This is a genomic window from Chryseobacterium sp. T16E-39, from assembly GCF_002216065.1.
Taxonomy (GTDB): domain Bacteria; phylum Bacteroidota; class Bacteroidia; order Flavobacteriales; family Weeksellaceae; genus Chryseobacterium.
The window spans coordinates 2043027-2064588 of the sequence record NZ_CP022282.1 but is presented as its reverse complement, the minus strand read 5'-3'; the positions used below and the strand labels follow the sequence as shown (position 1 = coordinate 2064588).

Sequence of the window (21562 nt, the reverse complement as noted above, 5' to 3'; positions counted from 1 at the left end):
GTATAAAAGGTTTCTTTTGGAAGTTATGATCAAAAACTAAGAACTATGAAAAAAATACTCATTGCGGATGGCCATTATATTGTGAGAACGGGTACTGCGCTGCTGTTGGAATCGAAACTTCAATATTCCTGCGAGATAGATTTTGCCGAAAGCTATATTGAGACCAAAGAAAAAGTTTTAGAAAAGCAATATGATTTGGTAATCCTTGATATTGATATGCCTGACAGTGTTTTTAAGGCGATGGTAAAAGAGCTGAAAGGGAAGCAGGAAGATCTTAAAATCATTATATTTTCTACGTATGATGAAAGTGTGGGAATTCAGTATATTGAGGAAGGAGCTGAAGGATTTCTTAATAAAGGGGCATCAGAATCTGAAATACTGAAAGGGGTTACTGCCATATTTGAAGAAGGTTATTACTATCCCTCAAAGATGGTTAACAAGTTGCTTTCCCATTCTAAAGATAGCCGTACCGTAGAAAAGCTTTCGAAAAGAGAGTTCCAGATATTTAAACTTTTAGCAGAAGGAAATGGGAATATAGAAATTGCTAATATCCTTGATCTTAAAATGTCAACGATAAGCACCTATAAAAAGAAGATTTTCGACAAACTCAAAGTTAAGAATATAGTGGATCTCGTTCGGATTTACGATGACATGCATTAAAAATATAGGCACATACTAAAAAGAGCTTCAAACACTGTTTGAAGCTCTTTGCTCAACTAAATAATATATTCTATTTTACGATTAGTCTTTTGATCATACCTTCAGCTGTTTTTACCAGGTAAACTCCTGTAGTAAGTCTGGAAGTATCTATAGTCAAAGCATTTTTCTCTTTTCCAATCAGTTTTCCGGACATATCATACAGCTCATAATCCTGTGCTCTGTTGAAATATAATGTATTTCCTTTTGCAACCGGATTCGGGAAGATATTGAAGGTCGCTTTTTCAGTTTTCACTTCACCTGTTCCTAATGTTGGTGATTGTGTAACCTCATACATGGCCAGAGTTCCGCTAATCTCATTGGCGATTACAACATATCCTTTTCCTGTTGTTGTATTTTGAGGAGCGATATAAATAATGCCTTCCGGTCCATTATCTCCTCCGTAAGCAGAAGTTGAACGGGAATTCTTATAATCGGTAAATGTTACGTTATTAGGATCTGTAATATTATAAACCATAACACCACCAGTTCTTTCCAAAGTGATAAAAGCAAAAGTTTGTCCGTTGATATTTCCCAGTGCTACACCTTCAGGTTCCGGGCCTTTTGCACGGCTTCTGTTTTTAGCTCCATTCGCTTCGTTATCTGCATTGAAGATTAACGGATGGTTAGCAGCAATATATCTTTCGAACTTATCACCACTATCATATACCATTTGTTTTGTATCCGCATTAAAAATAGAGAAAGAACGGGCTCCCATTGCATTGATTTCTTCGTATTCAGTGTCACCATCTGTATTTCCATTTACACTCGTTACCCTGAATCTTCCTAAATTGTGGGAAGCTTTTAATATCGAGGAATTTGGGAAAATTGTTGCATCTAAAGCATAACCGTTTGCTCCTACAGTGGTTCTTTCACTAAAGCCTGAAAGATCTTTTTCATCTCCTTCATTAGCCGTTACGATATAATTGATACCGCCAGCTTTATAGTTTTGTACCGCATCCGGAGTATAAAATGTTTTTACCGGCCAGTTGGCAATTAAAATCTCACCATTATTATCTGAAGCATCAAACCCGTTTCCAGGAATGCTCATGTCTTTTTTACCTAAGCCCCAGATACTTGTTATTGTTTTTGTTGCCAGGTTTACTTCAGCAATCGCGTTATTTTCCTGAAGAGTAACCCAGGCTTTTTGACTGTCTGAACTTACAGTAACATATTCAGGTTCTAAATCCTGAGCGAGCGTACTTGTAGTCTTTACTTTTCTCAATCCGGTTGCAAAAAGGGCTGCTTCCTGATTGTTAAAATTGGTGAAATTAAGAGTTGTAACATTAGCCTGAGTCACATTGCTTACACCACCCGAAATATCGATAATGCTAATTGAACCTTCAGGATCTACAGTATACGCATCGTTCGGTTCTCCTTCATTGGCAGTGATCACTTTTGTTCCATCAGGAGTGAATGTGATCATGTCAGGTAAAGCCCCTACAGTTAGTTGTTTAAGGAAATTTCCATTGATATCAAAAAATATCACCGAACCATTTAGCTGAGGATTGGCATTAGGAGAAGAAACGGCTAAAATTCCGTTTTTTACGGCAATGCTTGTAATTCCTCCGTAGGGAGCCATATTTACTGTTTTAGTGACCACTGGAGTGGATGGATTACTAAAATCAATAATATCAAAAACATCGGTCACAGAACTGATGGTAAATAATTTTTGGCTTGAAGGGTCATGAACAACAATTTCTGTTGAACTGTTGTTATTACCTGACGGATCGAAGCTTCCGATATAATTCAACTGAATCTGGTTGGAAGGAACCGGTGCGGCTTTGTCATTATCCACAATATATATTGTTGCCGAATTATCCCCTGTGATGGTTGTGCCGACCGGATTTTCAAGGCTTAGCACAAAATATTCTGCCTGCTGCTCTTCTAGGGTATCATCAATAATCGGAATATTGACGGTATAGCTGGTCGTAGATGGTGTGATATTGATCGTTTGATTGCTAAGCGTAAAATCATTACTGTTAGCTGTACTGAAAGGTGCAGGTTTTACAACAAGATTGACCGTTGAATTGGATGGATTATTAACATTAATTTTAAAGCTTAAGCTACCTGCATTTTCATTTACTTTGATGAAATTTTTATCTAATGAAATACTCGTACCTGCGGTTGTAAAAATAGTTGATGTTGTAGCGGTAACAGCATTATCGCTAAAATCTTCAACTGTATTAGGTTTTAAAGCTAAATAATAGGTTTGGTTAGGAATTAAACCCGCAGTTGGAGTTACAGTGATCTTATTATTGCTAAAAGTCGTAGTAAAAGGGATTAATGTTCCCGAAGCACTTCCCAAACGAAGTTCAACCAGGTTCTGGGCATTTGTATCAGTAATAGTAGAATTGTCAATCAATCTCACATTTTCGTTAAAAGAAATAGTGGGATTTAATGTTGTAGAAGCATTGTTTGTATTGTTGGCTGGAAGGTATGCTACCGATGGTGGAGTAGTATCAGTACCAGTTGTTGCTGTGGCATCTACTGTGAAATTATCAAAACGATTGTTACCTACATTTCCTCCTGCACCAGTAGAAAACTCAACCTTTAGCTTAAAATTCGGATTATTGGAAACTCCTGCAATCGCTGAAAAATCAAAAGTGATTAACTGAGGATTTCCATCCTGAGGACTTACCGTTTGATAAGAGGTAAAAGTACTACCGTCAAGTGAATAAGACCAGGTCTGTGTCCCTGCTCCGGAGCCCGATCTTCTTGTTGTGAACTTTACAACCACATTATTATATCCTGTTGTGGGCAATGAAAATTGAAGAGCTCCTCCAATAGGATTATTAAATCTTAAGTGAGTTCCTGCCGGATCATTATTTCGGGTATTTAAATTATCAACATTGAAGTTTTGTCCGGTTCCTCCAGCGAAATCAATGATACTTGTACCTCCGGCAATTGCGATAAGTGAAGAACCGTTGATTAAAGAAGACGTTGGGGTGGTAATAGAAGTTTCTGACACATTGTTGTTAAAATTCCAATAGTGGATCAACGACTGTCCGAAAATGCTGCCCTGAAACAAAACAGCAATAGGTAGGAAACCTCTTAAAAGATAGTTATTAGTCATTTTTACTTTAAATTTTGATTAATGCAAAAATGGACTTTATCCTTTGTAAATATTTTAATGGAATCTTAAGAAATAATTAATAATATGTAATGATATTATTTTTTTCATAGCTGATCAGTTTCCAACCCTATTTTTGGGTTTCACTTTTTATCCAATGCTTATCTGTTGATATTTTTTCAAATGGATGCTTCTGAGTATACAGGAATCCAGAAATTGCAGTCAAAACCAATAGTATGAAAATGACAAGGATAATTCTTTTTAACATTTCTCTCATATGGCAAGTTTTTTAATGTCTCGAATTTCTAAGGCTGATGTTGGGTAACCTCTTTGTACTACATTGATCATTGCTTTTCCCACCTGGTGTAGTGTTAAAGATTGAGAAGGCAATAAAACAGGAAATAACCAGATAAATGGTTTAAAAAACCATTTTACATTCACCTGGCCCTCTACAGGTTTCATAAATCCAGGTCGAAAGTTATAAGCAGCTTTGAAACCTAATTTTTTTAAAGTATTTTCAGTTTTCCCTTTTACACGGGCCCACATTACCTTTCCACTTTCTGTACTGTCCGTATGTGCACCGGAAACATAGTTAAAAACCATTTCCTGGTTTTGATTCAGAACCACATTAGCAAAATGTAAGGTGTTGTCGTAAGTTATTTTAGTATAATCTTCTTCATTCATACCTACGCTGCTTATTCCGGCACAGAAAAAACAGGCATCATAACCTTTTAAATTTTCATCATCTAAGTCGATTTGCATAAAATCAGAAACAATATATTCTTTTAATTTAGCATGTTTCTTTCCTGACGGCTTTCTACTCACACTTAAAATTTCAGAAACAGAAGGGTTTTCAAGACATTCCATCAGCACACCTTCTCCTACCATTCCTGTAGCTCCTGTCAGAATTATTTTAATTGGGTTTAGACTCATTTTATTACGATTATACTTTTATAACGATTTAGCACTTAAATTTACTTTAAAAAAAATTAAGTTTTTAAAAATATTTTAAACACTTGCATTTATTTTAGCTTGCTATAAAAAGAAAACAGCTTGTAGCTCTGAAAATTATGCTGTTTTTTGAGAAAATGAATTTTTTAAACATAACATTATTTTAAGTAAATTTTAATAAAAGATTCATCAGGTTAGATTTTTTTAGCATTCTGAAATTAGGGAACCAGAGCAGCGGTATTTATAATATAAAAGCCCATTGTCATGCAATGGGCTTTAATGTTTAAAATAAAAAGTAATTATTTTTTTTCGTGTAATTTACTGTATATATTGTGAATAAGCCCGTCGGCTACAGAAATTTTCGGAACAAATATCCGGTTGATATCGGACCAGGCCATCACACTATTGAATATTTTTAAGGCATGTGCTAAAACATCTGCCCGGTCTTCTCTAAGGTTATGCTTGGTCATTCTTTCATCTACGCTTAGTTCATCAAATTCTTTATGCACCTTTTTTAAATGTGCCAGGGACATTGGTTTTCCGTCCTTCGTTTTGCTCATTGAAAATACTTTATTAATATTTCCTCCAGACCCAATAGCAACAATAGGTTTTTTACTGATAATATTTTTCTTTACTTCCTGCTTCATTTCATACCAGTTGTCTGCAGTGACAAGGTTATTTAATAAACGGATCGTTCCGATATTAAAAGATTTTTCATATACCATTTTGTCATTTTCATAGAAAGTAAGCTCGGTAGAACCTCCGCCGACATCAATATATAAATAGGCGAAATCTTTATCAAGGCCTTCTGCTACATGATTTTCGTACACCAAGGTAGCTTCTTCATCTCCTGAAATGATCTCTATATTGATTCCCGATGTTTTTTTTACCTGTTCAATAATATCCTGTCCGTTGGTAGCATCACGCATTGCACTGGTAGCGCAAGCCCTGTAATGATCTACTTTGTAAATCTTCATCAGGTCACTGAAAATTCTCATCGAGTCAATGACCATTTTCTCCCTTTCCGGACCGATTTCACCAAGAGTAAACACATCCATACCTAGTCGTAAAGGGATTCTCAAAAGATTGAGTTTTATAAATTCAGGTTGTTTGCCATTAATTTTAACTTCATTGATTAAAAGTCTGGCTGCGTTACTTCCTATATCTATTGCTGCGATCTTCATTTGGTTTTTGTTTTGGCTTTTAAATATTTATAAGTTTCGATTTGAGAACGACAATCCTCTTTACCATTCCTGACATACTCATTGCTTAATCCTTTATCTAAAATTCTGGCTTTTACATTGTCTTTCAATTGTATATCAAGGATATCTTTCAATTCTTTTTTTAAATCCTTATTGGTGATCTTCACTGCAGCCTCAATTCTATAATCCAGGTTTCTGGTCATCCAGTCAGCAGATGAAATATACATATCCTCGGCTCCTTTATTGTAAAAATACATTACCCGGGCGTGCTCAAGGTATTCGTCTACGATACTTACTCCTTTTATCTTTTCTTTAAAATCTTTTTGATTGACTACGCAATAGATTCCTCTTACTATAGTTCTTACAACAACTCCTGCTGAAGCAGCATCGTATAATTTTGTAATCAAAGCACGGTCACTTACAGAATTGGCTTTAACAATGATTTCAGCTCTTCTTCCTGCTTTTGCCTCATCAATTTCCTTGTCAATATGGTGCACAATTTTTTCGCGCATGAACTGGGGGCAAACCATTAGGCTTTTACAAGTTTTCAAAATAGACAAGTAATCTTCTTTTGGCTTCTTGAGAACATTAAATACTTTATTGATGTCAGCCATCACTCCTCTGTCTGAAGTCATTAAAAGATGGTCTCCATAAATTCTTGCCGTTTTTTCGTTAAAATTTCCAGTGCTTATAAAACCGTATTGAATGGTTTTATTGTGAGCTCTCTTCTTAATAACACAAAGTTTGGCGTGAACTTTTTTGTCGGGAATTCCTATTAAAACATTGATTCCTTCTGGCTCCAGCATTTCTTTCCATTCAAGATTGGACTCTTCATCGAATCTTGCCTGAAGCTCAAGCATTACAGTAACTTCCTTGCCATTTCTTGCTGCATAGATCAGCGCATTGATAATTTTGGAGCTGCTGGCTAAACGGTATGCTGTGATCTGTATAGACTTTACATCAGGATCCATAGCAGCTTCACGAAGAAGATCTATAACTGGGTTGTATTTATGATAAGGAAAAGTAAGTAAGACATCATTTTTTAGAATAACATCCGTTACTCTTTCATTATGTTCAAAAGCAGGATGTGTAAAAGAAGTCCGTTCTACGGGTCTGGCAAATGCTTCAAAAACATCTGGAAAATCCATGAAATGTTTGAAATTATGTATTTTTCCTCCAGGGATTATACTGTCTTTTTTTGTCAGATTAAGTTTGCGGATCAGCATTTCCAATAGTGCTTTATCCATATCTTTATCAAAAACGAATCTTGTTGGCTTTCCTTTTCTTCTATTTTTAAGGCCCTTTTCTATTTTTTCTGCAAAATTGGTTCTGATATCGTTATCCAAATCCATTTCAGCATCCTTAGTTACTTTAAATGCATTTGCAGCAAATTCGTCATATCCGAAATAAGAAAAAATGTGCGGTAAATTAAAGGTAATAACATCCTCCAACAGCATCACATTTTTTTCCATAGGATCTTCTGTCGGCAGAAGGACAAATCTCCCTACAAAGCGGGATGGAATTTCTATTATAGCGTAATTACTTTGATATTGCCAGTCTTTTTTTCTCATAGCCACACCCAGATAAAGACTCTTATCTCTTAGATATGGCATTGAAGTATTCTCATGGAGAAGAATAGGGATCACATTGGATTCTACAACTTCATCAAAATATTTTCGAACAAATTCTTTTTGTAGTACAGTTAAGTTTTTCGCATTTTTAATGAAAACCTTATGATCAGCCATTTCGTTCTGAATCTTTTTCCAGGTTTTGTCAAAGTTCTGCTGTTGTTTGATTACGATTTCGGTGATCCGCTGCAAGATTTTAGATGGTGGTTGATAAAAAGATTCTGCAATGACCTTTTCCTTAAAATCCATAGCACGCTTTAATCCGGCAACACGTACCCTGAAAAATTCATCTAAATTATTGGAGAAAATTCCAAGAAAACGTATCCTTAAGTGCAAGGGTACATTCTCGTCCATTGCTTCCTGTAAAACCCTTTCATTAAACGCCAGCCAGGTAATATCCCTCGGATTAAAGTGTATCGACATATTTGTGTGTAAAATTTATCAAAAATAAGGATTAATACATATTGAATAAGTATTGATTAGGTTAAATTTTTGGCCTTCACAAATTGATTGTAGGAACTGTCCTATCCAGCATACCTCCTTTAAAATATATAAAAGGTATTCTATAATGAATTTAATAAATCAAATATTTATAATTCGTGTATATCAAGGTTTTTTTATGATGTAATAGAACAGATTCCACAAGGATTTTCTCCAATAATTCGAATGAAAATGAAAAAAGGTTGCCTAAAAGGCAACCTTTGAATTATAATTTTGACTTGTCGTGAACCTTGTCTCTCACTAATGGGTTAGTACATATTCTATAGCCTTCTCAAATATGTTACAGAATAAAATTGAATTATTATTTTGAGTACAGCTACTAGTTCCATTGATAAATCCATCCCGGCTATCTCTATTGATATACCAGTTAATATCTCCAATAATAATAAGATTATCATCAATAATACCGGTAGGTCTGCCATTTTCTGTATCCATAAAACTTGAAGCTGTAGAAGGAAATGATATTCCTCCAACGTATCTGTTGAATACAATAGTAGATCCAACAGGTATATTTCCAAAAATACCATTTGTAGGACCTACATTAGTAGCTGATATTTTTCCATTTTTATTATTTGGGGTACTGGTGAAAGAATATCCCGCGAAGTTCGAAAACGGAAAGAATGCAGTGCCTCCATCAGCACCCAGATAGAAGAACTTTTTCTTTTCAGTTATCTTCTGTGCCAGGATATTTCGTTTAGATTGAGGAAAAGTGCTGTTAGTGATATAGCCCACCCAAATAATATCTGCATTGTCAATGGCGTCATTGAATGCCTGATCGCTGCTTTGCGAAACATTTATTGTTTTATAATTGAAACCTTCGATTTTTACGTCTCCGGAAGGTCCAAAATGGGAACTGTTATTCAGTTTTGATCTGGCTACGCTGGTATAAGAATCTGAGGATAAATTTGATGCCCAGTTATCTGGTGTAAGAGAAAGGATATTGATCCTACGAGCAATTTTAGGTTGAACCGTGATAATGAATGTACAGGTTTGTCCTCCAAGAGTTACTTTGAAGCTGGCTGTACCAGATTTGTTCGGTGTCCCTGAAATCTCTAAAGTAATGTTTCCGTTACCAGTAGCAAATGTTCCCGCCGGAGCTGTGGCACTAAGCCCTGTTACACCTGTTGACGCGATATGTATTGCTCCATAGGCCTGCCCACTTCCTCCAGTGTAATTGATTATTTTCGTACCCGTGCTTTGTGTACCCTGGATGTACGTTCCTGTCAGTGCTCCTCTGGAGCAATCTAATGTAGATAAAGGGACAATCGTAGTGCCGTCACAAGTATCACAGAGGCAGTTGGACCAACCGGTAGATTTGTAGACTTTTACACAGTCTGCAGCAGAGTCATAGATAATTGTCCCAATTGCAACTTCTCCTCCTGAAGGATTGGAGATGTTTGTTGTACTTGAATTTGTTGGTAACACCAGCCCATGTTCATTAGTAGTGGGTTTGTTAATATCAAGTGCTCCGCGTGGATTGGGTGTTCCTATGCCTATCTGTGCATTTGTAATTCCGAATAATAGAATTAAAGTTGAAAATAAAACTTTTTTTGTCATTGTGTTTATTTATAAGTTATTATACTATGATGTACTAAAAATATTAATATTCTAGGGTGTAATTTCACAACATGGATAGCCCGAAAAAGCTCTTAACTAAACGACTTAGTAAGAATGCAGAAAATTAAAAATTGTGAACACGGACAGACTTACCTATATAAAAGGGATGTATTTTTATATTTTGCGAGAGGCAAGAACCGCTTCAATAGAGTTTTAGATAATTAATTAAGGTTTATAATTTTATCTAAATTATTATAAGAAGGATAATAAAGAATCTGGGATTTTTTAATTGTATTTTTCATCGGGTGTGTTTGTGTTAAAGAAAATATTCCGTCAATATTATCAATAGGTATGCCAAAATTGATAGATACATTATGAAAGCATGCAAAAAAGTCTGACTTGGTATTATTCATAAATTGTTGATATATAAAGGGATATTTTAATTTTTGATTGATGTGATTGCCGATGAGATCATCACTTTTTAAAGACGTGTGTCAATTTGTCATATATACCTGAATGGTACGGATATTGAGAAATGTAGAGTGTAAATCAAATTAAAAATTAGAAAAAATTAAAAATATTATGAGTAAAATAATTGGAATTGACTTAGGAACGACCAACTCTTGTGTTGCAGTAATGGAAGGCAAAGATGCTGTCGTGATTCCTAATGCAGAAGGAAAGAGAACAACTCCTTCTATCGTGGCGTTTACAGAAGATGGTGAAAGAAAAGTAGGAGATCCTGCTAAAAGACAGGCGGTAACGAATCCAACAAAGACAGTATATTCTATCAAAAGATTTATTGGAACTCATTTCAAAGATGATGCTAGTGAAATTTCAAGAGTACCTTATAATGTAGTAAAAGGTCCAAATGACACTGTAAAAGTTAAAGTTGACGATAGAGAATATACACCACAGGAAATTTCTGCAATGATTCTTCAAAAAATGAAGAAAACTGCTGAAGATTATCTTGGACAGGAAGTAACAAGAGCGGTAATCACTGTTCCAGCTTACTTTAATGATGCACAAAGACAAGCTACTAAAGAAGCCGGAGAAATTGCAGGTCTTACGGTAGAAAGAATTATCAATGAGCCAACAGCTGCTGCTTTAGCATACGGTATGGATAAAGCTCATAAAGATCAAAAAATTGCAGTGTATGACCTTGGAGGTGGTACTTTTGACGTTTCTATCCTTGATTTAGGAGACGGAGTATTTGAAGTATTGTCTACAAATGGTGATACCCACCTTGGAGGGGATGACTTTGATGATGTGATCATCAACTGGATGGCAGATGAGTTCAAATCTGAAGAAGGAGTAGATTTAAAATCTGATGCAATTGCATTACAAAGATTGAAAGAAGCTGCTGAAAAAGCTAAAATTGAATTATCATCTTCAGCACAAACTGAGATTAACTTACCTTATATCACAGCTACAGCAACAGGTCCTAAACACTTAGTGAAGACTTTAACAAAAGCTAAATTTGAGCAGTTATCTGCAGATTTAGTAAGAAGATCAATGGAGCCTTGTAAAAAAGCACTTTCTGATGCAGGTCTTTCTATCTCTGATATCGATGAGGTAATCTTGGTAGGAGGTTCTACAAGAATCCCTATTATCCAGGAAGAAGTTGAAAAATTCTTTGGTAAAAAACCATCTAAAGGAGTAAACCCTGACGAAGTAGTAGCAATTGGTGCTGCAATCCAGGGAGGAGTTCTTACAGGAGACGTGAAAGATGTATTACTTCTTGACGTTACTCCACTTTCTTTAGGTATTGAAACAATGGGTTCTGTATTTACTAAATTAATTGATGCAAATACAACCATCCCAACTAAAAAATCTGAAACATTCTCTACAGCTTCTGATAACCAACCGGCAGTGAGCATTAGAGTAGGACAAGGTGAAAGACCAATGTTCAACGATAATAAAGAAATTGGAAGATTTGATCTTGCAGATATTCCACCAGCACCAAGAGGAGTTCCTCAGATCGAAGTAACTTTTGATATTGATGCTAATGGTATCCTTAGCGTTTCTGCTAAAGATAAAGGAACAGGTAAAGAGCAATCTATCAAGATTCAGGCGTCTTCAGGACTTTCTGACGAAGAAATCGAAAGAATGAAAAAAGAAGCGCAGGAAAATTCTGCAGAAGATGCTAAGAAAAAAGAAGAAGTTGAAATTTTCAACAAGGCTGACGGATTGATCTTCCAGACTGAGAAGCAACTGAAAGAATTTGGAGATAAACTTTCTGCAGATAAGAAAGCAGCGGTAGAAGCAGCAGCAGCTGAATTAAAAACAGCTTTCGAATCTAAAAATTCTGCTGATATCAAAGCTAAAACAGAAGCTTTAGATGCAGCTTGGATGGCAGCTTCAGAAGAAATGTATGCAGCAGGACAACAAGGTCAGGGTGCAGATGCAGGAGCTCAGAACCCTGGAGGTAATGCAGGAGGTGAAGATGTACAGGATGCAGACTTCGAAGAAGTCAAGTAAGTAGCAATTATCATCGATTAATATCGATCGAAATAAATTAGCAAATCGCTGTAAATGTAATATTTACAGCGATTTTTTTTGTTTTTGTATTTTTTATTAATAGTTGATTTTAACTGATTTTTGTTGTAATTTTGTATCTCATTTGTACCGCGTGTTATTTGGATGTAATGTGCGTCTTATGCGTCTTATTTTATTTTAGAAGCCAAAAAACAGAGAATGTTCAGGATGTTATTTCAGAATGGGATTTAGTAAATTAAAAATACCAAGGGTATGTGAGCAGTGTTCAAAACCCTTTGAAGCAAAGACAGTTACGACTCGTTTTTGTACAGTTTCCTGCGCTAATAAATCGGGAAAAGAGCGCAAAAAGCAGGAAAAAGAAAGAGTGGAAAAAGAAACACTTTTGAAAAAGTATGTAAATAAAATTGCAGAAGTTCAATCTCGTGAATTTTTATCCGTTGCTGAAGCAACTGTAATGTTTGGAATATCGAGAGATACCATTCACAGATTAATAAAACGTGGAACAATAAAGGGAGTTAATTTTGGAGTAAGATTAACTCGTGTTAAGCGATCAGATTTGGAAGATTTATTTTCAGCAGTTGAAATACCGGAAGAAAAGGAAATAATAATTGAGAAACCCAATTTTGAAGTTGGTAATTGTTACACAATTTCCGAAATTAGTTCAAAATTCTACGCTGATCCAGGAACTGTAACGAACCTAATTAAAAGAAACAAAATTCCGACAAAGAAAGTTGGAAGTTTTGTGTATGTTCCTAAAAATTTAATTGATAAAATTTTTGACGGAAAATGAAAGAGTTATTAAAAACCAAAGTTACCGTGCGATTGCGAAAATCCGAATTCCGAAAAGAATGGTTCATTTATTTGGAAAGTTATCCTGTGATGATTCCGGGTAAAGATAAAGTTCAAAGAATCCGGGAATATTTGAACCGAAGTGTCACAACCGTAGATTTTGATAAGAAAAGACCTGCAAGAACAACCCACGAATCCGTTTCATTTAAACCTAAAAGAGATGACAATGGTATTATCGTTTGCAAAAGCGAAAATGATCGGGAAACAATGTTCTATGCAGATTCTATGCGTAAATTACGTCAGAGAGAATATGACAATATTGAACTTTACAGCGAACTCGACAAAATTCAAGTAGAACAAAAAGAAAAATCGCAGGAGAATTTTGTGGGATATTTTGATCGATTGGTTAATAAAAGACATAAAAACAATTCCGAATCGATTCAGGTAAATTGGTATCGTTCGATAGAATTTCTAAAAGATTTTGGAGGCGAAAAAATTATGTTTTCGCAGATCAATACAAAATTCTGTGAACACTTTAAATCATATTTGTTGACTGCAAAAAGTGGCAGCAATAAGGAAGAGATTATTTCTCAAAATACGGCTTCGACTTATTTTTCCGTATTCAAAGCTGCGTTAAAACAAGCTTTTATTGATGGATATTTTACGACTGACATTTCTGCTAAAATAAAAGCGATTCCGCACGAGGAATCAAGACGAGAATATTTAACACTTGACGAACTTAATACTTTAGTTGAAACGCCGTGCGAACTTGAAGTTCTTAAACGAGCAGCACTTTTTTCAGCATTAACAGGTCTGCGACATTCCGATATTCAGAAACTAACGTGGAACGAGATAAGTATTGAAAACGATCAGGCAAAAATAAATTTCACACAAAAAAAGACAAAAGGTGTAGAATATATGCCTATGTCTAAACAAGCATTACAACTTTGTGGTGAAGTAGGTCTTCCAAATGATTTGATTTTTAAAAATCTGACTAATCCGGCTTGGATTTCACGACCACTCAAGAAGTGGATTGAAAGTGCTGGAATTACTAAAAAAATAACCTTTCATAATTTTAGACACACTTTTGCAACGCTTCAACTTTCGAGTGGAACTGATATTTACACAGTGAGTAAAATGCTAGGTCATACGAACGTAAAAACTACACAGGTTTACGCAAAAGTTGTTGATGAAAAGAAAAATAAAGCTTCGACCGCTATTCAACTAAAAAACTTATAAAATGCACTTGAAATATTTTGAATATATTGTCATCTACCTTTCCGTTCTATTAGTATGTGTGATAGGGGGAGCGTTAGCAAGAATTTCTTTTCTTGGAAAGGGTGGTGACGAATATACCGCAAATGTTGTATTTTGGTCAATCACAGCATTAAGTATATTATTTTATGCACTTATTATATTATTTCTCGATGGTCTAATTATCTTATTCAAAAAGATTTTTCCTAAAAAAGGCAATTCCGAAAATTCTACTGAAGATTTGATTCCATCTGAAAATCCTGAGAATGTAAGGGAAAAGCAAAAGCAAATAATTGATGAAAATACACCAATCTATTTACTCGAAAATTCGGATGAAAACATTGTGAATCAAACTACAGAATCCGTAAATCTGGAATCTATAAGAAAAACTCAACTCCAGCAAAAGCAACAGAATGAAAGTATAAAACTACAAATCGCTCTAGATTATACTCGGAATCAGTTTGCATTATATGTAACAGATGAAGATCTTGATGCACTTTGTAATGCCATAAGTTTATACTCAAAAAAAGAAGGGATTCCTAACGATATTTCTGTCCACACCAAAGAATTAACTAATCTAGACCTTTATCATTTCGGTTGGAATATTTGGAATTATTTTAGACCAATAAAACAGGAAGAAATTTCAAAATTATTAAAAACTATATTTGTTTCGCTTGATGATATTGATTTAGATAGTATCAAGTCACATTTGAAAGATGAACCTCTAAAAGGTAATATCAAAATTCAGGAAGACTTGACAGACTACCAAAAAACATAAAAAATCACAAAACGAAGTGTATGTTTAGTGATTGCTCTGTGATTGCGTGTTTATAGCGATCACAGAGCAATCACTTTTTTTCTTTGCACCATAACAATTAAAAACAATAGTTATGGATAGCAATGACATTTCATTTGAAAACCTGCCAAGAGCAGTTGCGCATCTGGTTAGCGAAATAGCTGAAATTAAATTTCTTGTAGAAAGGAAAGAACCTCCGATAATTCCCGTAAAAAGAATTCCGATTGATATTGTAGAAGCTTGCCAAATTATCGGTAAGGCTAAACCTACAGTTTATACTCTTGTGCGGAAAAGATTGATTCCTTGTTATAAAAATGGCAAGAAACTCTACTTTTTTGAAGATGAACTATTGGATTGGATTTCTAAAGGAAAGAAAAAAACACTACAAGAAATCCAATCTGAAGCGGAAGCCAATTTTAGAAAAAATTCAAGAAAGGCAAATGTAGATTCTAACCAAAATCTACAAAGATGAGCCAAAAAATTCCCTACATCCGAGTTGGAACCACCTATTATAAAGTGATAGAAAAGCCATTAATTTCTGGCGATAAAACTTCAGTTTTGGTTCGCTGGAATCGTGAAACAATTGTTAGTGATCACGGAAAAAGTTATGTTTCAAATGTTCCAAAATTTGATGGTTTCTGTTGCATTCCGGAGCATTTAAATTATCAACAAATCGTTCAAGGTTTCTATAATATTTACAATGAAATTCCATTTCATCCCTCATCTGAAACGGAGGATTTAAAATCTAAAATGCCATTTTCTTTGAATTTTGTAGCGCATATTTTCGGTGAACAACTGGAAATGGGTCTGGATTATTTGAAAATTCTCCTGCAATTTCCAACGCAAATTCTACCTATTTTATGTTTGGTATCCAAAGAAAGAGCAACCGGAAAATCAACTTTTATCAAGTGGCTGAGAGAGATTTTCGGATTGAATATGACTTACATCAAAGGAGATTCATTTGGAAGTCAATTCAACAGCGATTGGGCAGCAATGTTGTTGGTGGCAATCGATGAAGTTTTCTTTGATAAAAAAGAAATTACAGAAAGACTCAAGTATCTGTCTACGACCAATAAAGATAAGTTGGAAGCCAAAGGAAAAGACAGAGAAGAAATCGATTTTTTCGCCAAGTTTATTCTGTGTTCCAATAATGAGGATAATTTTATTCAAATTGATGAAAACGAAATTCGATTTTGGATTTTGAAAATCAATCCGATCAAAACGGAAAACACTGAGTTTTTGAATAATCTCATTTCCGAAATTCCCTATTTTCTTCGGTATTTAATCGAAAGACCATTTTCAACGGAAAAGAAAACACGAATGTGGTTTTCTGCCGATGAGATCAGAACAAAAGCACTCCAGAAATTAGTTTTCAAAAATAATAATAAGCTAGAATCTAAGATTATAGAATTGCTTTATGAGTTTTTTGAAAGCAACGCTGATGAAGAAATTAATGTCGTTCCGCAAGACTTGCTCAATATGATGAATAGAATGTTTCGCCCAACTTACTGGACAAGAAATGATATTCGAAATCTTTTAAAAGAAACTTGGAAATTAAATCCACAAAATAATGGTTTGACTTACATCAGATACGACATTGATTTTGCAGGAATATTTTATCAAAACAATTCAGTTGGTCGCTATTTCACCATAAAAAAGGATTTTATTCTTAATAAACATGTTGAAATGTTGAATTGATTGATAATGAATAGAAAATCAAACACTTTAAACTCAACAAAATCCTCAACAAACTTTTAAACCCAATTTTTTGTTGAATGTTTGTTGAGCAGAAAAACTCTAGTTTGTTGAATTGTTGAGCATTTGTTGAGTAATTAAATATTGTTCAATCAATAAGTTAAAAGGTTTTCTCAACAATTCAACAAAAAATATCTCACTCAAAACACGGAAAATTTACAGCTATGAATTGCAAACAATTTAATACAATCCCGTTGGAAGAAGTCCTCCTTTCTCTCGGACACCTTCCCACGAAACAAAATGAAAAAGAAGCTTGGTATCTCAACCCCTTTGCCATCGAATCTCAAGCCTCTTTCAAATTGAATAAGAGAATTAATTCATGGTATCTTCATTCAGAAGGTGTCGGCGGGAATAACACCGACTTTATGAAAAAATATTTGAACACTTCTGTCAATGAAGTTCTGGACTGGGCGCAAAAACAAAATTTTTCTTCTTTTCATCAGCAACAACAGATTAAAAAGTCAGAACCAGATTACAGAATAGATGAAATATTCGATCTCCAGAATCCAAACCTGAAACAATATCTGCAGGGACGTGGATTAAGTCCTAAAGTATATGATTACATAAAAGAAGTACAATTTACCATCGGCAATAAGAAACTCTATGCCATTGGTTTTGAGAACTTATCTGGCGGTTTTGAATTGCGTAATGCTTTCTACAAAGGTTCATTGTTGAAAAAGGATGTTTCACTAATAGATCTCAGCATCAATGGTCAGAATAAATCAAATATTCAAGATAGAGACGTCAAAGGTGTAGCAGTTTTTGAAGGTTTTCTGGATGCCTTGTCTTTTATCGAATTGCAAAAGTCTTTTGCAGGAGATATTCTTGTGATGAATTCCATTGCTCTTTTAAACAAATCCATCGAACATCTGAAAAACTATCCTGATATCCATCTTTTTCTGGACAACGATAATGCCGGGATTAAATGCAGGTCTGAGATCATAAAATTCTTTCCGGAAGCAAAAGATCATTCCGGTATCTATTCCAACCATAAAGATCTCAACGAATTTTTGATACAGAGAATGAAAAATAATGTGCCAAATATTGCAGGGAAACTATCTGAAAAATTTCCAGAACAGGAAAAACAACAAGTGAGAGATCAGGAGCCGGAAATCAAAAAATCAAATGGTTTTAAAAGGAAACGCTGATAAGGAGTGCTGTATTTTTTACCAACTACACGCAGAAGTTAGGAGCGCATTCGCAACTTTGAAGGTCGTGCCTCCCAACAAAGTTTCTAATACGCTCTGCGAGGCTTTTAACCTGGGTATAATAATATCAGGTTAGCTTGTTGAACTAGTGTAAAAAACACTTGGTCTATTCTCATCGAAGGTGTGTAAAATAAACACACATAAAAAGTAATGCTGCGTAATATAACTATAGCCACCTTCAACAAAAATTTAAAAGCATAAAACAATAAAAGTGTAAAACTTTAAAGATGTAAAAGCAATGAAGACCTCTATTAATTTCAAAGTTGTTAAGTCCGATTCGGAAACCCATAATTTCAGGAAGAAAACTTTTGATTACATCCGTAAAGATCTGACGCCAAAGAATGAATACTGGATAGAACAGAAAATAGCTGATAGAATCCAAAATATAGAAGCATATTGCAAAGAAAAGTCCGGAAGAAAATTACAGAAGAATGCAATGCCAGTTCGGGAAGCGGTCGTTGTCATCAAAGAGAACACAACGATGCTAGAACTTCAAAACTTAGCAAAGAGACTGGAAGAAGAATTGGATATCCGTGTATTCCAGATCGCCATTCATAAAGACGAAGGACACACTGATAAAGACACGAAAGAATGGAAACCCAATTACCACGCTCATTTGGTAGCTGACTGGCAGGATCTGAAAACAGGAAAAACACTTAAACACCAATCCTTTCATTATTCAAAAATGCAGGATCTGACAGCAGAATGCCTGAATATGGAAAGAGGAATTTCCGGTTCCAAAGGAAGATTGGAAGCGATTGAGTTTAAGATTCAGCAGAAAGAAGAAGATCTCAAAGTTTTGGAAGAAAAGTATGATTTGATGAAATCTGAGATGAATTCAAAAAAATCAGATCAGCTGGTTGTGAAGGAAAATGATTTTTTAGGTTTTAAAAAAATTAAGACTGACAAAACCATTGAGAATTATGAAAGAGCTTTTCGAACGTATAAAAGCACAATCCTAAAGAATATAACTGAACTGGAATCTAAATCAAAAAATATTACTGAACTCAACACAAAGGTCGATGATTTAAAAAAGCAAGTTCATCTTTTCAAAACCAAAAATTCTGTGCTATTATCCAGCCCAACCGTATTTGCTTCTGAAAAGAAAAAATATCTGGATTCTGTAATTAATACTCTACAGAAGGAAATCAAATTTGCAAGATTTAGAAGTCCACATCTTGACAGAACAGATAAACAAAAGCTCATAACGGAAATGGAAAAAATAGTACAAAAAATTTCTCAGGAAAACAGCATTCCTTTTGCTGCCTTCAATGAGATTTTTAAAGACCTTGAGATAGTTAATCAGCTTTTCTCTTTATTACAATTCGGAAATAACAGTACAAATTATGCGGTTGAGGATATTCCAATTCAAAATACAAGAAAGAGAAAAAGACTCTAACAACCGCGACCTATTGCAGAGTAATCTCTTTTGAATGATAGTTATTAAGGAAGCAAGAATTCTAGAAAGTAAGGATGTGGGGAAGCAATCAATCTGGCTAGAATGTTTGATTTTGTAAGTAAAATATTCGGTAATTCAAATTAAAGTGAAGATTTATATTTTTGTATGTTATTGCTCATGAAATTAAAAAAATAAAATTTATATTAGCATCAGAAATAGCTTTAAACAATTTATATAAATCAAATTTACGCATTGGGTGAAGCTAAAAGTTGTCTGCAATTTTATAATAAAACTGTTAAAAAAATGACTAAAACCGAAATAAAAATTGTAAATATTGAGAATAAAGATATTCATTTTCATATTTCTTATGAGTTAAAAAATTTTAAGGATTTAATTTGCTATGTTAAAGTTAAAAACGAGCAAGAATTTAGAAAATTTGAAAATTCAAATAAGATTATTAAAAGAGTCTTATCTAATTATTTATTTGAAGAAATTGGAAAATATTTCGTTTTAAAAGCCTCACTTATTGACGAAAGTGATGAATTTAATGGAGTGTTTGAAGTTTTTGAAACAGTTAAAGTTCCACAAGAACTCATTCGAGAAGTGACTTTAAAATTAAGTGAGGAAAAAGTTAATGTAGAACTAAAAGTTCAAAAAGATTTTGAAGAATGCGAATTTTATGAAAGAACACCTTTCAATATAAGCGATTCCATTTCTGCTATAAATCCAATTTTTGAAGTCTATCATGATGTGGTGCTGATTGGAAAAATAAGAGAGGAAAATGATAGAATTAAGGCTTCCAATATTTATAATTCAGGAGAAGGAACAATTTATAAATGTTTTGAAGAATTCTTAACAGAAAAATTTGGCACTTCATTTATGTTTAAGAATATATCACAAAGAAGTTGCAGCCATTTTGAAGTTCAAATTAAATATAAGATAATTCCCAATATTTTCGAATAAAAGAACTACAACTAACAGTGGTAGCCGTTGCATAAGACTTATTTTTAAAAATCATTAAAAATATCCGACCTCTTTTATGCTATTTAAAAGAGGTTCTTATTTTCCTTAAAAATAGCCCACGCCATTGTATATACTTTTAGTATTTAGTGAGTGTTCAAAACCTCACCCTACGGGTATACAAGCACCCTCATTTTTTTAGCTATCCGATAATCAATTCGATACCGGCTTTTTCTGCTTTGTATTTTATTTTGGTCTGCAGTTCATAATAGCTCCAGTTGCGAAGCACAAATTCCTGTTCTTTTGCAATTCCTATTTTGTCTTCCTGATTTTTAAGGATCAGGGTGCCCGCCTGTTGCCTGATGCAGAAATCAATCAGCTTACGGCTGTACAGATGAAGATGATGACTGACAAAACGTTTTTCTAAATTTTCTGTTTTTTTCAGTGCCTTCTGTTTCCGTTTGGTTCCATTTCCGGAACGGGAATAAGCGACTCCGGCTCGAATCCTTTTATTACTTGCCTGAATTGCAAGTCTTCTGTAGAGAAATTCTTCTTTTGAGCCTATATTCATTCGCACATTATTGGCTTTTACCACGATTGGATGTTCTAATGACAGAGATGCTTCAGCAATGATTTCGGGTTTTAAACCGTGGTTTTCCTTTTCAAATTCAAAGACGGCGAGCCAAAAGATCTTACCGTCTTTCAGCTGAACCTGTGAGTTGCATAACTTGATTTCTTCTCTTAAAAGCCGTTCTAGTACCAAATGTTTATCCGAGAAATCTCTCCCTAAGTAAGTCTTGACAGGAATCGCAAACATATTGAAGCTGAACGCTTTCTTATCAGGATCATATTTCATTTTGCTGATGCATTTGACCGGAAGTGGAATGGGAATGTCTTTTTTATAATTCATTAAGGATTTTGATCCCTGCCAATAGTCGGCTTTGTTTTTGGAAAAGGTGGACTGGATTGTATTGTTCAGGCATCCCAGAATATCGGTGGGAATTTCTCCCTTGAATCTGTCAAAGACTAAGCGTGCCGTCGTGTTTGTTTTCGAACGGTCGAAGATTCCCATTTCATCTTTTTTTTCATCAGCTAGCTTGTATTGAATCTCTTCGGTGAGGTAAAAGAAATCCTTAATCATTTCCTGTACATACAGATGGGAAACAATCAAATTCGCTGCACGGAAACAGCGGTTCTGATACCGGTATAGTTTTTCCCACATTTCGCTTTTACAATCGGCTGGAACATCAATCACCAGCTGAATTTTCCGCGTCAGGGTTATTGTAGACTTTTCCAT

Annotated in this window: 16 protein-coding genes; 10 read left to right on the top strand and 6 right to left on the bottom strand. The window is 34.6% G+C overall.

Annotated elements, in window-relative coordinates; genetic code table 11:
- The first annotated feature begins 45 nt into the window (after window positions 1-45).
- Window positions 46-660, top strand: coding sequence for a response regulator transcription factor (locus CEY12_RS09340; protein ID WP_089027439.1), 615 nt, complete (start codon window positions 46-48; stop codon window positions 658-660).
- A 70-nt stretch (window positions 661-730) separates the two neighbouring features.
- On the opposite strand, the gene CEY12_RS09335 is transcribed toward CEY12_RS09340, so the two are convergent.
- The 5 genes from CEY12_RS09335 to CEY12_RS09315 form a co-directional block, all read right to left on the bottom strand.
- Window positions 731-3772, bottom strand: coding sequence for a choice-of-anchor I family protein (locus CEY12_RS09335; RefSeq protein WP_089027438.1), 3042 nt, complete (start codon window positions 3770-3772; stop codon window positions 731-733).
- Between the two features lie 270 nt (window positions 3773-4042).
- Entirely contained in the window at window positions 4043-4702 is a 660-nt protein-coding gene (locus tag CEY12_RS09330; protein WP_089027437.1) for an NAD-dependent epimerase/dehydratase family protein, read from the bottom strand.
- 317 nt (window positions 4703-5019) lie between these two features.
- Window positions 5020-5904 carry an exopolyphosphatase gene (locus CEY12_RS09325; protein ID WP_089027436.1) on the bottom strand — a complete coding sequence of 295 codons (885 nt, stop codon included), beginning with the start codon at window positions 5902-5904 and terminating at the stop codon, window positions 5020-5022.
- Complete coding sequence (gene ppk1, locus CEY12_RS09320) at window positions 5901-7973, bottom strand: polyphosphate kinase 1 (protein ID WP_089027435.1); 2073 nt, start codon at window positions 7971-7973, stop codon at window positions 5901-5903. Before ppk1 ends, CEY12_RS09325 begins: the two co-directional genes overlap by 4 nt.
- A gap of 318 nt (window positions 7974-8291) precedes the next feature.
- Window positions 8292-9608 carry a hypothetical protein gene (locus CEY12_RS09315; RefSeq protein WP_089027434.1) on the bottom strand — a complete coding sequence of 439 codons (1317 nt, stop codon included), beginning with the start codon at window positions 9606-9608 and terminating at the stop codon, window positions 8292-8294.
- Window positions 9609-10190: 582 nt separating this feature from the next.
- Here CEY12_RS09315 and dnaK point away from each other — a divergent pair.
- The 9 genes from dnaK to CEY12_RS09265 all read left to right on the top strand — a co-directional run bounded on the left by dnaK (window position 10191) and on the right by CEY12_RS09265 (window position 20268).
- Complete coding sequence (gene dnaK / locus CEY12_RS09305; RefSeq protein ID WP_089027432.1) at window positions 10191-12086, top strand: molecular chaperone DnaK; 1896 nt, start codon at window positions 10191-10193, stop codon at window positions 12084-12086.
- A 238-nt stretch (window positions 12087-12324) separates the two neighbouring features.
- Complete coding sequence (locus tag CEY12_RS09300; protein WP_089027431.1) at window positions 12325-12894, top strand: helix-turn-helix transcriptional regulator; 570 nt, start codon at window positions 12325-12327, stop codon at window positions 12892-12894.
- Window positions 12891-14132 carry a site-specific integrase gene (locus CEY12_RS09295; RefSeq protein ID WP_089027430.1) on the top strand — a complete coding sequence of 414 codons (1242 nt, stop codon included), beginning with the start codon at window positions 12891-12893 and terminating at the stop codon, window positions 14130-14132. The genes CEY12_RS09300 and CEY12_RS09295 overlap by 4 nt, the downstream gene beginning before the upstream one ends.
- 1 nt (window position 14133) lies before the next feature.
- A complete protein-coding gene (locus tag CEY12_RS09290; protein ID WP_089027429.1) occupies window positions 14134-14925 on the top strand; it encodes a DUF2214 family protein in 792 nt (263 codons plus the stop codon).
- A 112-nt stretch (window positions 14926-15037) separates the two neighbouring features.
- Window positions 15038-15415, top strand: a complete 378-nt coding sequence (locus tag CEY12_RS09285; protein ID WP_089027428.1) for a helix-turn-helix domain-containing protein — start codon at window positions 15038-15040, stop codon at window positions 15413-15415.
- On the top strand, window positions 15412-16641 hold the full coding sequence (locus CEY12_RS09280) for a primase-helicase family protein (RefSeq protein WP_089027427.1): 1230 nt from the start codon (window positions 15412-15414) through the stop codon (window positions 16639-16641). The genes CEY12_RS09285 and CEY12_RS09280 overlap by 4 nt, the downstream gene beginning before the upstream one ends.
- A 221-nt stretch (window positions 16642-16862) precedes the next feature.
- Entirely contained in the window at window positions 16863-17846 is a 984-nt protein-coding gene (locus CEY12_RS09275) for a toprim domain-containing protein (RefSeq protein ID WP_089027426.1), read from the top strand.
- 298 nt (window positions 17847-18144) lie between these two features.
- Complete coding sequence (locus tag CEY12_RS09270; RefSeq protein WP_089027425.1) at window positions 18145-19305, top strand: hypothetical protein; 1161 nt, start codon at window positions 18145-18147, stop codon at window positions 19303-19305.
- 303 nt (window positions 19306-19608) lie between these two features.
- Window positions 19609-20268, top strand: coding sequence for a hypothetical protein (locus CEY12_RS09265; RefSeq protein WP_157676793.1), 660 nt, complete (start codon window positions 19609-19611; stop codon window positions 20266-20268).
- A gap of 199 nt (window positions 20269-20467) precedes the next feature.
- Here the strand turns inward: CEY12_RS09265 and CEY12_RS09260 are convergent, their stop codons facing one another.
- The gene (locus tag CEY12_RS09260; protein WP_089027423.1) at window positions 20468-21562 is read right to left on the bottom strand and encodes a hypothetical protein; all 1095 of its coding nucleotides are present in this window, start codon (window positions 21560-21562) and stop codon (window positions 20468-20470) included.

What these genes read in the sequence shown, in the direction of transcription:
- CEY12_RS09335 (WP_089027438.1), bottom strand. Translation starts at nt 3,772, where the DNA reads ATGACTAATAACTATCTTTTAAGAGGTTTCCTACCTATTGCTGTTTTG.
- CEY12_RS09300 (WP_089027431.1), top strand. Translation starts at nt 12,325, where the DNA reads ATGGGATTTAGTAAATTAAAAATACCAAGGGTATGTGAGCAGTGTTCA.
- CEY12_RS09295 (WP_089027430.1), top strand. Translation starts at nt 12,891, where the DNA reads ATGAAAGAGTTATTAAAAACCAAAGTTACCGTGCGATTGCGAAAATCC.
- dnaK (WP_089027432.1), top strand. Translation starts at nt 10,191, where the DNA reads ATGAGTAAAATAATTGGAATTGACTTAGGAACGACCAACTCTTGTGTT.
- CEY12_RS09265 (WP_157676793.1), top strand. Translation starts at nt 19,609, where the DNA reads ATGACTAAAACCGAAATAAAAATTGTAAATATTGAGAATAAAGATATT.
- CEY12_RS09275 (WP_089027426.1), top strand. Translation starts at nt 16,863, where the DNA reads ATGAATTGCAAACAATTTAATACAATCCCGTTGGAAGAAGTCCTCCTT.
- ppk1 (WP_089027435.1), bottom strand. Translation starts at nt 7,973, where the DNA reads ATGTCGATACACTTTAATCCGAGGGATATTACCTGGCTGGCGTTTAAT.
- CEY12_RS09285 (WP_089027428.1), top strand. Translation starts at nt 15,038, where the DNA reads ATGGATAGCAATGACATTTCATTTGAAAACCTGCCAAGAGCAGTTGCG.
- CEY12_RS09340 (WP_089027439.1), top strand. Translation starts at nt 46, where the DNA reads ATGAAAAAAATACTCATTGCGGATGGCCATTATATTGTGAGAACGGGT.
- CEY12_RS09280 (WP_089027427.1), top strand. Translation starts at nt 15,412, where the DNA reads ATGAGCCAAAAAATTCCCTACATCCGAGTTGGAACCACCTATTATAAA.
- CEY12_RS09315 (WP_089027434.1), bottom strand. Translation starts at nt 9,608, where the DNA reads ATGACAAAAAAAGTTTTATTTTCAACTTTAATTCTATTATTCGGAATT.
- CEY12_RS09270 (WP_089027425.1), top strand. Translation starts at nt 18,145, where the DNA reads ATGAAGACCTCTATTAATTTCAAAGTTGTTAAGTCCGATTCGGAAACC.
- CEY12_RS09260 (WP_089027423.1), bottom strand. Translation starts at nt 21,562, where the DNA reads ATGGAAAAGTCTACAATAACCCTGACGCGGAAAATTCAGCTGGTGATT.
- CEY12_RS09325 (WP_089027436.1), bottom strand. Translation starts at nt 5,904, where the DNA reads ATGAAGATCGCAGCAATAGATATAGGAAGTAACGCAGCCAGACTTTTA.
- CEY12_RS09290 (WP_089027429.1), top strand. Translation starts at nt 14,134, where the DNA reads ATGCACTTGAAATATTTTGAATATATTGTCATCTACCTTTCCGTTCTA.
- CEY12_RS09330 (WP_089027437.1), bottom strand. Translation starts at nt 4,702, where the DNA reads ATGAGTCTAAACCCAATTAAAATAATTCTGACAGGAGCTACAGGAATG.